Here is a 12,455-nt window from a genome sequence, read left to right on the forward strand (position 1 = left end):
TCCAGACGGCGTGTCACGTCCGCAATGGGACGAACGGTGCCCGGTGCGCAATAGACTTGGATAATTCGTTATCTTGTACCATTCGTGTTTATACGGGTAGGTTTGGTCGCATGACCGCATCCAGCACTCCGACCATCGCCGAGGAGCTGCGCGGCGCCGGCCTGCGGGTGACAGCGGCCCGCGTCGCGCTGCTCCAGGCCGTCCGGGACGGTGACCACCTCGGCGTCGAGGCGATCGCCTCCGGGGTGCGCGATCGCGTGGGCCACATCTCGCTGCAAGCCGTTTATGAGGCACTCCACGCGCTCACCGCGGCGGGACTCGTACGCCGCATCGAACCGGCCGGCAGCCCGGCGCGGTACGAGGGGCGTGTGGGGGACAACCATCACCACATCGTGTGCCGGTCCTGCGGTGCCGTCGCTGACGTCGACTGCGCGGTCGGCGAGGCGCCCTGCCTGACCGCCTCCGACGAGCACGGCTTCTCGGTCGACGAGGCCGAGGTCATCTATTGGGGCCTGTGCCCCGGCTGTTCCACCGCCCGTACTTCCTGAGCACGTGATTCACATAGTCCGGAAGGATTCCCATGACCGAGAACCATGACGCGATCGTCACCGACCCGAAGACGGAGGGCGGAGGTGGCTGCCCGGTCGCGCACGAGCGCGCGCCGCACCCGACTCAGGGCGGCGGAAACCGCCAGTGGTGGCCGGAGCGGCTCAATGTGAAGATCCTCGCCAAGAACCCGGCCGTGGCCAACCCCCTCGGGGAGGAGTTCGACTACGCCGAGGCGTTCAAGACCCTCGACCTCGCTGCCGTCAAGCGGGACATCGCCGAGGTGCTGACGACCTCGCAGGACTGGTGGCCGGCCGACTTCGGCAACTACGGCCCGTTCATGGTCCGGATGGCCTGGCACAGCGCGGGCACGTACCGGATCAGCGACGGCCGCGGCGGCGCCGGCGCCGGCCAGCAGCGCTTCGCCCCCCTCAACAGCTGGCCGGACAACGGCAACCTCGACAAGGCGCGCCGCCTGCTGTGGCCGGTCAAGAAGAAGTACGGTCAGAAGCTCTCGTGGGCCGACCTCATGATCCTCACCGGCAACGTCGCCCTGGAGTCGATGGGCTTCAAGACCTTCGGCTTCGGCGGCGGTCGCGCGGACGTATGGGAGCCCGACGAGGACGTCTACTGGGGTCCCGAGACCACCTGGCTCGGCGACGAGCGCTACACCGGTGACCGGGAGCTCGAGAGCCCCCTCGGCGCGGTACAGATGGGCCTCATCTACGTCAACCCGGAGGGCCCGAACGGCAACCCGGACCCGCTCGCCTCGGCTCGCGACATCCGTGAGACGTTCCGCCGGATGGCGATGAACGACGAGGAGACGGTCGCCCTGATCGCGGGCGGTCACACCTTCGGCAAGACCCATGGCGCGGGCCCCGCGGACAACGTCGGCCCCGACCCTGAGGCCGCCTCGATCGAGGAGCAGGGCCTCGGCTGGCGCAACAGCTTCGGCACCGGCAAGGGCGGCGACGCGATCACCAGCGGTCTGGAGGGTATCTGGACCAACACCCCGGTGACGTGGGACAACAGCTTCTTCGAGATCCTCTTCGGCTACGAGTGGGAGCTGTTCAAGAGCCCCGCCGGCGCCCACCAGTGGAAGCCGAAGAACGGCGCCGGGGCGGGTACCGTCCCCGACGCCCACGACTCGTCGAAGAGCCACGCCCCGACGATGCTGACGACCGACCTCGCGCTCCGCGTCGACCCGATCTACGAGCAGATCTCGCGTCGCTTCCTCGAGAACCCCGCCGAGTTCGCGGACGCCTTCGCCCGCGCGTGGTACAAGCTGACCCACCGCGACATGGGCCCGATCGTGCGCTACCTCGGCTCGGAGGTCCCGGCCGAGACGCTGCTGTGGCAGGACCCGCTCCCCGCCGTGACGCACGAGCTCGTCGACGCCGCGGACATCGCCACCCTCAAGAGCCAGATCCTGGCCTTGGGCCTGCCGGTGTCCCAGCTGGTGTCCACCGCGTGGGCGTCGGCGTCGTCCTTCCGTGGCAGCGACAAGCGCGGCGGCGCCAACGGCGCGCGCATCCGCCTCCAACCCCAGAGCGGATGGGAGGCCAACGACCCCGACCAGCTGGCGATCGTGCTGCGCGCCCTGGAGAGCATCCAGAGCACCTTCAACGCCGCCCAGACCGGCGGCAAGCAGGTCTCGCTCGCCGACCTGATCGTGCTCGCCGGTGCCGCGGCCGTCGAGCAGGCCGCCAAGAGCGCCGGCTTCGACGTCGAGGTCCCCTTCACGCCGGGCCGCGTGGACGCCTCGCAGGAGCAGACCGACGTGGAGTCGTTCGCCGCGCTCGAGCCGGTCGCCGACGGCTTCCGCAACTACCTCGGTAAGGGCAACCGCCTTCCGGCCGAGTACCTGCTGCTCGACCGGGCGAACCTGCTGACCCTGAGCGCCCCCGAGATGACGGTCCTCGTCGGTGGTCTCCGCGTTCTGGGCGCCAACCACCAGCAGTCGTCGCTCGGCGTCCTCACCGCGACCCCCGGGGCTCTGACGAACGACTTCTTCGTCAACCTGCTCGACCTGGGTACGACGTGGAAGGCGACGTCCGAGGACGCGAACACGTTCGAGGCCCGCGACGCCGTCACGGGCGAGGTCAAGTGGACCGGCAGCCGGGTCGACCTCGTCTTCGGGTCGAACTCCGAGCTGCGCGCGCTCGCGGAGGTCTACGCGAGCGATGACGCGAAGAAGAAGTTCGTCAACGACTTCGTCGCCGCGTGGGACAAGGTCATGAACCTGGACCGGTTCGACCTCGCCTGATCCTCGACGTCTGATCCTTGATGTCTGATCACTGACGTCCAGGTCGGCCCACATCGGCCGACCTGGACGTTTTGTCATATGAACGGGCCGTACCGGGTAGCCATGCAGGTATGTCACCGGATGTCGTGAACGACGACCTCTTTCGCGTCGCGCTCGACGAGCTTGGCGCCGTGCTCGCGAAGATCGACGAAGGGTCGATCGACGCGGCCTGCCGGCTGATCGCCGACGCCAGAACGATCGGCGTCTACGGCTGTGGCCGGGAGGCGCTGCAGATCAAGGGTTTCGCGATGCGCCTGTACCATCTCGGCCTGCCGGTGGCGGTGGTCGGCGACATGACCATGCCGGCGCTGGGGCGCGAAGATGTCTTCCTCGCCACCTCCGGCCCCGGCGAATCCTCCACGGTCCTGGCCCTGATGCGGACGGCGACGGCGTCGGGCGCGACCAACCTCCTGCTGACCGCTGAGTCCGAGAGCAGCGCGGCGGAGCTCGCCGATGTCGCGCTCGTGATCCCGGCGCAGACCATGGCTAGCGACCAGGGCGAAAGGCGGGCCTCCATCCTGCCGATGGGGTCGGTCTATGAAGGCGCGCTGTTCGTGCTGTTCGAGGTGATGGTGCTGAAGCTCGGGGCGCTGATCGGCGCCACGCGAGAGGCGATGCGCGCCAGGCACACCAACATGGAGTGAGCGAGCCGGTGGTCAGCTGACGGTAGCGGCGCTCGTCTGGCGCATGTACGTGTCGATCAGGGCGAGGGTGGCTCCCGGTTGCTCGACCTGTGGCAGGTGGCCCGCCTCGGGGATGATCTCAAGCTGGGCGTCGCCGAAGGCGGCCGCGTACGCCGCGCCATAGGCGGGGGTGACGATACGGTCGCTTTCCCCCCAGAGCAGCAGGGTAGGCAGGTCGACGCGGGCCAGGCGGCGGGCGAGCTTGAGATCGTGCATGTACGGCTCGCCGGCCAAAACGCGCATGGTGGCCATGTTGCCCTGCCGGAGGGCGAGTTGCCCGGCGGGGAGGTCGGCGGGATCGACGTAGAAGCGGTCCGAGTCGTGCCAGGAGTACTCGGCGACGCCACGGGCGTCGAGGGCGAAGAAATCCCTGATCGGCTCGGCTTCGACGTGCACTCCGACGGGGTCGATCAGGACGAGTCCGGTGATGATCCCCGCGTTGTCGCGTACGGCCATCTCGGCGGCGGTCCAGCCGCCGAGTGAGGAGCCGATGACCAGCACGTCGGACAGCTGCCGGTCGTGGAGATAGTGCAGATAGGCGAGGGCGAGATCGTCGATGCCGGTGAACCAGCCGGGGCGGTCGGTGCCGTCCCAGCCGGGGTGCGTGGGGGCGATGGCGTGGCCGGTCCGCGCGAGCTGGTCGGCGAGCCCGGCGACGGTGGCCGGACCGCCACCGCCGTGCAGGATCAGGATGGGACGGCCGGTTCCGGCCTCCGAAACGGTGAGCGGCAGGTCCGGGTAGAGCGCGATGGTGTGGCGGGTCGTAGGCATGCCCCACACCATAACTAAACTTGTTGATATAAGCTAGTTGAGTAGCTGTTAAACTCGCTTCATGCTCGGTGAACTGCAAGTCCTTGGAAGAGCGGTCAAGCAAGCCCAATACCGGCAGCATCGGGCGCTGGACAGCCGGCTCGCCGCCATCGGCACCACGCTGGCCCAGTGGGATGCCCTGCGGGCGATCGGCCGGACACCCGGGGCGCCGGCGCGTGCCCTGGCCTCGGCGACGTTCCAGAGTGAGCAGGCATTCGGCACGCTCGCCGGCCGGCTGGTGGCTCAGGGCCTGATCGAGCGCCGGCCGGGCCATGGGCGCCGCATCGAGCACCATCTGACACCGGCCGGCGAGCAGCTGCTCGACGCGGGGCGCCGGGTCGCCGACGAGGTCCTGGCCGACTGCTTTTCCGTCCTGCCTCCAGGCGATCGCGCGACCCTGCTCGATCTTCTGCGACGCCTCAACTCCGGCGGCGACACATGACCTGAACGGCCGCCGCACACCACACGGCCGCCGTACGCCACACGCGTGTGGCGTACGGCGGCCGTGTGGCGTACGGCCGCCAACCTCCGTTCGCCTCTCAGCCGCCGTCGCTCAGGCGAGCCGCCACTCCTGGTTGCGCTGTCCGATCAGGCAGGTCCACTGGTGGACATTGGCCCCCTCGGCCGTACTGGCACCCGCGACGTCCAGGCACTTGCCGCTGTGGCGAGCGACGAGGGAGAAGTAGCCGTTGTCCTTCTGGACCAGTCGCCACTCCTGGTTGCGCTGCTGGTTGAGGCAGGTCCACTGGTGGACGTTGGCGCCGTCGGCCGTGCTGACGCCCGACACGTCCAGGCACTTGCCACTGTGCGTCGCACGGAGGGTGTAGTAACCGTCGCTGGTCGCCACGAAGTTCCACTCCTGGTTGGCCTGCCCGTTGATGCAGGTCCACTGGTGGACGTTGGCCCCGTCGGCGGTGCTGACGCCCGCCACGTCGAGGCACTTGCCGCTGTGACGGGCCACCAGGGTCGCCGAGAACTTGGGAAGGAACCGCTGCGCCGCGTCGGCGGCGTCCGCCGTCGAAGCCGCTGTGAACGGGGCAGCGAGCAGAGCGGCCGCGACAGCGACCGCTTGACCAGCGTGAATGAGGGTCATCGAACCTCCTGAGACGCTCTCGAAAGATCAGCAGGTCCGTCGTAACACGAATCACTCAGCGTATCGGGGAGTCGCTATCCGTGATGATGTTCGTGTCGCGCGGCATAGATGAGCTGGTTTACGAGGCGGCGAGTGCCGCGTCCAGGTTCGGTCCCCGGCCTGATCGGTTGGGGGCGGCGAGTGCCATGTCGAGGTTCGGTCCGCAGCCTGATCGGTTGGACAGGCCGCCCGGTGGCTACTCCCCAGTGCGCCCGTCCACCGACTCGCGGAGGAGGTCGACGTGGCCGTTGTGCCGCGCGTACTCCTCGACCAGATGGAGCAGGATCCACCGCAGGCTGGGCGTCTGGCCGTCGGAGAAGGAGCGCTGGGCCAGCCGGTCCAGGCCGCCGTCGGCCAGCGCGTCCGCGACCAGGGAGCGGGAGCGGGCCACGGCGTCCCGCCAGAGCGTGAGGAGCTGCTCGGGGGTGTCCTCGGCGGCCGAGTGCCAGTCCCAGTCGGCGTCGCTCGCCCAGTCCACCTTGTCCCATGGGGACTCCGGGGCTCGCCCATGCAGCCACTCGGAGCACCATGAGCTCTCGACATAGGCCAGATGCTTGAGCATCCCGCCGAGGGTCATCGTCGAGGGGGCGACTGTCGCGTTCAGGCCGGCCGTGTCCAGTCCGGTGCACTTCCACGCCAGGGTCGCGCGCTGGTAGTCCAGGAAGCCGAGGAGGGTCGCGGTTTCGTCGGCCGCGAAAGGAGGTTCGGGGCGGCCATGCTCATCCAAGTCGATCACGCGCGGGGAGTCTACCTGTCGGTCCCAGGGGACTTCTAGGGCTGCCGTGGTCCTCGGGCGTCAGCGACTGCGCGTGAGTTCCAGCACGTCAGTCAGCTGCCGTGCGGTCGGCAGGATGCGCAGCGCCTCGTCGATCTCGCGCTCCGCCCACTCGCGGTGCCGCTGCTCGGCGTGCGGGTCGAGGGCGACGCGGGCCTGGACCAGCAGGAAGTTCAGGTGGGACGCGAGAAGCATGGTGAAGTCCGCCGGGCCGGTGATGCGGCCTGGGCCGCCCTCGCTTACGTACGCCTCGTACATGCCGCGCATGGCTTCGAGATCGGCGGTCGAGTCGTCGCAGAACCAGTCGAACAGCGCCCGCGCCAGCTCCCGGCCCGGCGCGGCCGGTCCGAGGTTGTCCCAGTCGACGACCACGAGCGCACCGGCGGAGTCGGCGAGGACGTTCTCCGGGTGCAGGTCGCGGTGGCAGACGATCAGCTCGGCGGGATCGGCCGGCGCGACGGCCGCGCACAGCTCGGGCAGTGTGGCCGGCAGGTCGGCGAGTCTCGCGGCCCACACCGCGTCCGAGGCGGCCACCTCCGCCCACTCGTGCGCGGTGGGGACGCGGTCGTACCAGCGAGCGGGCGGTCCGCCGTCCGGCTCGACCGTCGCGGCGGGGGCGCACCGGTGCAGGCGCGCGAGCAGCGCCCCGATGTCTCCCGGCGTGGCCGGCGACGTCAGCTCGACCGGCCGCAGGTCGATCCAGTCGTAGAGGCGCAGCCATGTGCCTCCGGGCGGTTCGAGCAGGTGGCGCCCTGCGCGGTCGGGGTGGCTCGCCGGCAGCCGTACCCCCGCCTCGGCCGCCCGCCGCCCGAACGCCAGCTCCGCCTGGATCAGCGCTTCTGACGGCGGCTCGGCGAAGATCTCCTTGAGCGCATAGCGTGCGGGGCCGACGTCCAGCCGCCAGATCTGCCCGAGCGCGCCCCGTGGCCCAGCGGACACCACGACGTCGTCACTCCACCCGAACGCCGCCCGCACGTGGGCCACCAGCTCCTCGACCACGATCAGACTCCTGAGGACAGGCAGGACGACACGATGAGGCTCCTGGGCGCAGGCAGGACGAACGGCGGACAACGGGTGGGCACCGCGACAATCTGGGCGCTGCTGACGCCGCCGCCGAGATTCACACGACTCAGTATGGGCGACACGAGTGGTGGGACGCCTGCCGATTTATCCGTCGCGACAGCGGAAGTTGACACCAGTTATATGGCTTGGTTGCCATTCGGAAACAGCGTCCTGATGGCCGTGGATTTGCCACTATCGTGGCGTTTCATGATGCGCGTCCTGGTCCCCGCCCGCCTGCGCAAAGCCGTGCGCACGTGGTTCGATTCCCGCTACATCTCCATCGGCGATCACCGTCAGGACATCAGGGACGCTCTCTGGGAGGTCCAGACCCTGCGCCGGGAGATGGCGAGCCTGCAGGACGAGGTCGAGCGTCTTCGAAACGCCAGACCCGCCACCGCCGCCACCGCTCCCACCACCGACAAAGCCCGGCTGGACGACACCCACCGCCTGGCTCAGGAGACGGCCAAGGCGCTGGACAGGGTGCTCCAGAACGAGGTCCTCCTCTGGCAGGCGATCGACGACCTCAAGTCACGGACACCGCGTCCCCGTGATGCTGTGCGGGCGGAGGATTCGTCATGCGCGTGAGCTGGTCGGGAGGCGAGCTGACGTTCCGGCTCGGGGCTGACGACGAGATCACCGGCAAGGCCGCCGACGAGCACCCGGTCAAGCTGGCCACCAACTCCTGCACTATCGCCGGCGTGCCCGGAGACGCGCACCCCGACCTCTTCGCCGTCGCCGCGTGGACCGTGGTGGCGCCGTGGACGCGCAAGGAGATCGTGTTCGACCGGGCCATCTCCCCTGAGGTGGCCGCCGCGCTGCACGACGGGTGGGGGATCGAGGCCGGGCCGGTAGGCGCGGAGGCCCGGCGTACCGGGACGAACCTGGCGATTTCCTACAGCGGTGGCGCGGACTCCGTGGCGGCGGCGACCATCTATCCCGAAGCGCCGTTCGTGCACTTCAGGCGCGTGCCGCACCCCCGCGTGCCGAACCGGTGGCCGCACTATCGCTCCGACGTCCTGGCCAGGCTGGCCAGGCGCACCGGACGGGACCTCACCATGGTGGACTCCGACCTGGAGTTCACGCTGTCCGAGCCCCGGCCCGGATACCCGGAACACCACGCGGTCGCGGCAGGGGCGTTACTGCTCGCCGACCAGATGGATCTCGGCGGCCTGGCGTTCGGGTATGAACTCGGTTCACGGTGGCTCGGCGGGGATCGCTATCTCCTGCGTTACACGCCCGACAACCTGATGTGGGCGCCGCACGGGGCGTGGGGGCGGTTGCTCGCGGCGGCGGGTGTGCACATCGTGCTCCCCGTGGGTGGCGTGAGTGAGGCGGTCACCATGCGGCTGGCGCTGAACTCGGAGCTCAAGGAGCACGTCCGATGGTGCCTGCAGGGCACCGACGGTCCGTGCCGCAGGTGCGGCAAGTGCCTGTACAAGGAGCTCATCCAGGCCGCCGTCGAACGACGGCCGCTCGACACGCCTTTCACCGCCGAGGACCCCCGGGTGCGCAAGTGGCTCCAGCCTCCGCCGTACGGGGGACAGGAGATGGTGGAGTACGGCCTGGCGAGAGTGCCCGGCATCGCGGACACGCTGTTCGGGAAGGCGCTCGACTACTTCGACGCCACGGAGGAGTCGACGAGCTGGCTCGACCACTGCTACCCGCCGGCGCTCGACGAGATCCCGGCCCAGTGGCGTGAGCAGGCGACCGGGTTCATGACGTCCAAGGTCGGGCTCATGACCGAGGCCGAGGTCCGCAGGGTGGAGACATGGGGCGCGTGACGCCCCCACACCCTGGTCGGTCCGCCTCCGGTCGGTCGGCCTTCAGTCGGTTCGTCTCCGGTCGGTCGGCCTTCAGTCGGTCCGCCTCCGGGTGATCGATCTTCGATTGATCAGCCGTCGGTCGGTTCGCCGTTGTTCGATGCCGGGTGCGCAAGTGAGGGAGTGGGATTGTGAAGGTGTACTTGTCGGTCGACATGGAGGGCGTGACCGGGCTCACCGACCCCGAGGAGATGCACGCGGGCAAGCGGGGCTACGAGCGGGGCTGTGAGCTGATGACCGCCGACGCGAACGCCGCCGTCGAGGGGGCGTTCGAGGCGGGGGCGACCACGGTGCTGGTGAACGACGCTCACGGGTCCACCAAGAATCTGCGGATCGACCTGCTGGACCCGCGCGCCACCCTCATCCGGGGGCCGGGTAAGGCGCAGCGGATGGCGCAGGGGGTCGACGGGTCGTTTCAGGCCGCTTGTTTCGTGGGGTACCACGCCCGCGCGGGGGTGACGAACGGCGTGCTCAACCACACCTGGATGGGCAAGGAGATCCAGAACGTCTACCTCAACGGCGAGGTGTGCGGCGAGACGCGGCTGGTGGCGGCGTGTGCGGGGTTCCATGGTGTGCCGGTGGTGCTGGTGACCGGGGACGAGGCCGTCGGTGAAGAGGCGCGCGAGTTGCTCGGCGATGTGGAGACGGTGGCGGTCAAGAAGGGGATCGACAAGTTCTCGGCCGAACTGCTGCCGCCGAGCGTTGCCCAGGCTCGGATTCGTGAGGCGACGGCCAGGGCGTTGGGGCGGTTGAGCGACTTCACGCCTTACCGGGTGGCTGCGCCGTACACGCTGGGGGTGGAGTGGAACTCCACTGCCATCGCGGCCGCCGTCGGGCTTGTTCCCGGCGTGAAGGCAGTGGGATCGCGTCACACCGAATTCACTACCGATGACTTCGCACAGATCATGGCGCTGTTCGGTATCTTCGCCACGATTGGTGGTCAGATCTCCTGCGGCAGCGGCCCCTACGGCTGAACGCCATAAAGAGCACACGCAGGCTGGTGAAGAGCGGGTCGGCATACGCGGGCCGGTGGAAGCGGCCCGCATAGTTGGGAGCGAGTGGCATGGAGGGCGCGGCGCTGACCCGGCGGGGGTTACTCGTCGGTATCGGGGCGGTGGGTGGCGCGGGGGCGATGTACGCCGCCATGGGCGCGCTGGGTCTGGCGCCGTCCCAGCAGGACAAGGACTTCGCCGCCCCCCGGCAGGGCGACTTCTCGCTGCGCGGCAAGGCGGCGGCCAAGGTAGTGATCATCGGTGCGGGTGTCGCCGGGTTGACCGCCGCGTACGAGCTGGGCAAGGCCGGCTACGACTGCACGCTGCTGGAGGCCAAGGACCGGGCCGGCGGCCGGAACCTCACGCTGCGCGGTGGCGATCGGCTCACCGAGCTCAACGGCCCCGCGCAGGACGTGAAGTTCGGCGAGGGCGTCTACTTCAACGCGGGCCCGGGGCGGATCGCGCCGTGGATGGTCACCCTGGACTACTGCCGCGAGCTGGGCATCCCGATCGAGACGTTCATCAACACCAACGGCCAGGCGCTCGTCCACACCAACGGGCAGACAATCCGGGCAAGAGCCGCGCGTGCGGATATGTACGGGTATGTCGCTGAGCTGCTGGCTAAAGCGACGAATGTCGGCGCGCTCGACAAGCAGATCGGCAAGGACGACCAGGAACGCCTGCTGGAGTTCCTGCGCAGGTTCGGCGACCTGGGGCCCAAGCTCGACTACGAAGGCTCCACCCGCCGCGGTTTCGTGAAATATCCGGCGCTGGACGACGGCACCCCCATCGCGGCTCCCGGCACCCTGCACGCCGTCCTGGCCGCCGGCACCGGCCGTTCCATCACCAACGACTTCGGCTACGAGCAGTCGACCCCCATGTTGCAGCCGGTCGGCGGCATGGACGCCATCGTCGTCAAGCTCACCGAGGCGGTCGGCCAGGACCGGATCAGGACCGGCGTCAAGGTCACCAAGATCACCAACCTGGCCGACGGCGTGGAGGTGACCTGGGACGGCGGCTCGCTCAAGGCCGACTACTGCATCGCCACCCTGCCGCCCCACCTGCTCGCCAAGATCCCGCACAACCTCGGCGCCCCCGTCACGGCCGCGCTCAAGACGCCCATCCCGGTCGCCAGCGGCAAGATCGGGCTGGAGTACGGCCGGCGCTGGTGGGAGCTGGAAGACCGCATCTACGGCGGCGTGACCGAGACCGATCTGGACATCACCCACATCTGGTACCCGTCGGCCGGCTTCCACGCCCAGCGCGGCGTGCTCGTCGGCTACTACAACACCGACCAGAACGCCGAGCTCTACGGCGCCCTCACCCCGGAGGACCGCAGACGCCGCGCCCTCACCCAGGGCAGGAAGATCCACGGCGACAAGTACGGCAAGGACCTGCTCTCCAGCGTCTCCATAGCCTGGGACCGCCAGGAACACATCCAGGGTGGCTGGGTACGCTGGCCCGCCTTTGATTCGTCCTTCACTCTTCTGCAACGCCCCAGCGGAAGGGTGTACTTCGCGGGCGACTGGCTCACCCATCTGATCGCGTGGCAGGCAGGCTCCATGGAGTCGGCCCGCGGCGCCGTCACCCAGCTGCACCAACGGGTGTTGCAGTCACCGTGACGTCGCGCGCTGCTCAGGTGACCGGCGTAAGGTCCTGAGAGAGCGATCGAGGAGATGGGATGACGTTGGACTGGGTGCCCGCGACCGACCGGACCGACCTGCTGGCCGAGCCGGTGGCCCTTGCCGTGCAGGGGCTGGCGGGCGTCGAGGTGGCCGAGATCGACCCCGAGCTGGCCGATACGGCGGCGTTCTGCGAGCGCTACGGCGTGACGCTCGACGAGTCGGCCAACTGCGTGGTCGTCGCGGCCAAGCGCGGCGGCGAGACGCGGTACGCGGCGTGCATGGTGCTCGCGACGATGCGGGTCGACGTCAACGGCGTCGTGCGCAGGCATCTCGACGCGCGCAAGGCGAGCTTCGCCCCGATGGCGGAGGCGGTCGAGCTCACCGGGATGGAATACGGCGGCATCACTCCTCTCGGGCTGCCCGCCGACTGGCCGATCCTGGTGGACACGAAGGTCGCCGAGCACGACAGGGTAGTGATCGGAAGTGGGGTGCGGCGGTCGAAGCTGGCCGTCTCCGGGGCCGCGCTTGCCGGGTTGAAGGGGGCGGAGATCCTCCCCCTGGCGAACTGAAGCCAAGAACTGAAGCCAAAGAACAAGCCAAAACTGAAGCCAATTCGAGACCGTTGAATGGGAAACCGATGGGCCCCTTCGGGACGTTGTACGAGTGGGAATGTGGCCTCATGGTTCATCTCGTGGGCGGGGATTA

Annotated in this window: 13 protein-coding genes; 9 read left to right on the forward strand and 4 right to left on the reverse strand. The window is 69.0% G+C overall.

The features are described 5' to 3' along the window. The first annotated feature begins 110 nt into the window (after positions 1-110). The 3 genes from AB0H88_RS12145 (at position 111) to AB0H88_RS12155 (ending at position 3,495) form a co-directional block, all read left to right on the forward strand. Positions 111-548 carry a Fur family transcriptional regulator gene (locus AB0H88_RS12145; protein ID WP_225292121.1) on the forward strand — a complete coding sequence of 146 codons (438 nt, stop codon included), beginning with the start codon at positions 111-113 and terminating at the stop codon, positions 546-548. A 32-nt stretch (positions 549-580) separates the two neighbouring features. Then, positions 581-2,812, forward strand: coding sequence for a catalase/peroxidase HPI (gene katG, locus AB0H88_RS12150; RefSeq protein ID WP_357643485.1), 2,232 nt, complete (start codon positions 581-583; stop codon positions 2,810-2,812). A gap of 110 nt (positions 2,813-2,922) precedes the next feature. Beyond that, positions 2,923-3,495 carry an SIS domain-containing protein gene (locus AB0H88_RS12155; RefSeq protein WP_357643487.1) on the forward strand — a complete coding sequence of 191 codons (573 nt, stop codon included), beginning with the start codon at positions 2,923-2,925 and terminating at the stop codon, positions 3,493-3,495. Between the two features lie 12 nt (positions 3,496-3,507). Here the strand turns inward: AB0H88_RS12155 and AB0H88_RS12160 are convergent, their stop codons facing one another. Beyond that, positions 3,508-4,305 carry an alpha/beta hydrolase gene (locus tag AB0H88_RS12160; protein ID WP_357643489.1) on the reverse strand — a complete coding sequence of 266 codons (798 nt, stop codon included), beginning with the start codon at positions 4,303-4,305 and terminating at the stop codon, positions 3,508-3,510. A gap of 61 nt (positions 4,306-4,366) precedes the next feature. On the opposite strand from AB0H88_RS12160, the gene AB0H88_RS12165 reads away from it, so the two are divergent. Then, on the forward strand, positions 4,367-4,786 hold the full coding sequence (locus AB0H88_RS12165; RefSeq protein WP_357643491.1) for a MarR family winged helix-turn-helix transcriptional regulator: 420 nt from the start codon (positions 4,367-4,369) through the stop codon (positions 4,784-4,786). Between the two features lie 111 nt (positions 4,787-4,897). On the opposite strand, the gene AB0H88_RS12170 is transcribed toward AB0H88_RS12165, so the two are convergent. The 3 genes from AB0H88_RS12170 to AB0H88_RS12180 form a co-directional block, all read right to left on the reverse strand. Further along, positions 4,898-5,437, reverse strand: coding sequence for an RICIN domain-containing protein (locus tag AB0H88_RS12170; RefSeq protein WP_357643493.1), 540 nt, complete (start codon positions 5,435-5,437; stop codon positions 4,898-4,900). A 235-nt stretch (positions 5,438-5,672) separates the two neighbouring features. Further along, positions 5,673-6,212, reverse strand: coding sequence for a DinB family protein (locus tag AB0H88_RS12175; RefSeq protein ID WP_357643495.1), 540 nt, complete (start codon positions 6,210-6,212; stop codon positions 5,673-5,675). A gap of 60 nt (positions 6,213-6,272) precedes the next feature. After that, on the reverse strand, positions 6,273-7,250 hold the full coding sequence (locus AB0H88_RS12180) for a phosphotransferase (protein WP_357643497.1): 978 nt from the start codon (positions 7,248-7,250) through the stop codon (positions 6,273-6,275). 270 nt (positions 7,251-7,520) lie between these two features. Between AB0H88_RS12180 and AB0H88_RS12185 the strand changes: the two genes are divergently transcribed. The 5 genes from AB0H88_RS12185 to AB0H88_RS12205 all read left to right on the forward strand — a co-directional run bounded on the left by AB0H88_RS12185 (position 7,521) and on the right by AB0H88_RS12205 (position 12,319). After that, positions 7,521-7,898 (forward strand): hypothetical protein, encoded by a 378-nt coding sequence (locus AB0H88_RS12185; protein WP_357643499.1) that lies wholly within the window; start codon positions 7,521-7,523, stop codon positions 7,896-7,898. After that, positions 7,889-9,094, forward strand: a complete 1,206-nt coding sequence (locus AB0H88_RS12190) for a DUF6395 domain-containing protein (protein ID WP_357643501.1) — start codon at positions 7,889-7,891, stop codon at positions 9,092-9,094. Before AB0H88_RS12185 ends, AB0H88_RS12190 begins: the two co-directional genes overlap by 10 nt. A gap of 170 nt (positions 9,095-9,264) precedes the next feature. Then, positions 9,265-10,107, forward strand: a complete 843-nt coding sequence (locus AB0H88_RS12195) for a M55 family metallopeptidase (protein ID WP_357643503.1) — start codon at positions 9,265-9,267, stop codon at positions 10,105-10,107. 89 nt (positions 10,108-10,196) lie between these two features. Then, on the forward strand, positions 10,197-11,747 hold the full coding sequence (locus AB0H88_RS12200; protein ID WP_357643505.1) for a flavin monoamine oxidase family protein: 1,551 nt from the start codon (positions 10,197-10,199) through the stop codon (positions 11,745-11,747). A 59-nt stretch (positions 11,748-11,806) separates the two neighbouring features. Beyond that, a complete protein-coding gene (locus tag AB0H88_RS12205) occupies positions 11,807-12,319 on the forward strand; it encodes a YbaK/EbsC family protein (protein ID WP_357643507.1) in 513 nt (170 codons plus the stop codon). Positions 12,320-12,455: the final 136 nt, after the last annotated feature.

Source organism: Nonomuraea sp. NPDC050680 (genome assembly GCF_040654555.1).
GTDB lineage: Bacteria > Actinomycetota > Actinomycetes > Streptosporangiales > Streptosporangiaceae > Nonomuraea.

What these genes read in the sequence shown, in the direction of transcription:
- AB0H88_RS12145 (WP_225292121.1), top strand. Translation starts at nt 111, where the DNA reads ATGACCGCATCCAGCACTCCGACCATCGCCGAGGAGCTGCGCGGCGCC.
- katG (WP_357643485.1), top strand. Translation starts at nt 581, where the DNA reads ATGACCGAGAACCATGACGCGATCGTCACCGACCCGAAGACGGAGGGC.
- AB0H88_RS12155 (WP_357643487.1), top strand. Translation starts at nt 2,923, where the DNA reads ATGTCACCGGATGTCGTGAACGACGACCTCTTTCGCGTCGCGCTCGAC.
- AB0H88_RS12160 (WP_357643489.1), bottom strand. Translation starts at nt 4,305, where the DNA reads ATGCCTACGACCCGCCACACCATCGCGCTCTACCCGGACCTGCCGCTC.
- AB0H88_RS12165 (WP_357643491.1), top strand. Translation starts at nt 4,367, where the DNA reads ATGCTCGGTGAACTGCAAGTCCTTGGAAGAGCGGTCAAGCAAGCCCAA.
- AB0H88_RS12170 (WP_357643493.1), bottom strand. Translation starts at nt 5,437, where the DNA reads ATGACCCTCATTCACGCTGGTCAAGCGGTCGCTGTCGCGGCCGCTCTG.
- AB0H88_RS12185 (WP_357643499.1), top strand. Translation starts at nt 7,521, where the DNA reads ATGATGCGCGTCCTGGTCCCCGCCCGCCTGCGCAAAGCCGTGCGCACG.
- AB0H88_RS12190 (WP_357643501.1), top strand. Translation starts at nt 7,889, where the DNA reads ATGCGCGTGAGCTGGTCGGGAGGCGAGCTGACGTTCCGGCTCGGGGCT.
- AB0H88_RS12200 (WP_357643505.1), top strand. Translation starts at nt 10,197, where the DNA reads ATGGAGGGCGCGGCGCTGACCCGGCGGGGGTTACTCGTCGGTATCGGG.
- AB0H88_RS12205 (WP_357643507.1), top strand. Translation starts at nt 11,807, where the DNA reads ATGACGTTGGACTGGGTGCCCGCGACCGACCGGACCGACCTGCTGGCC.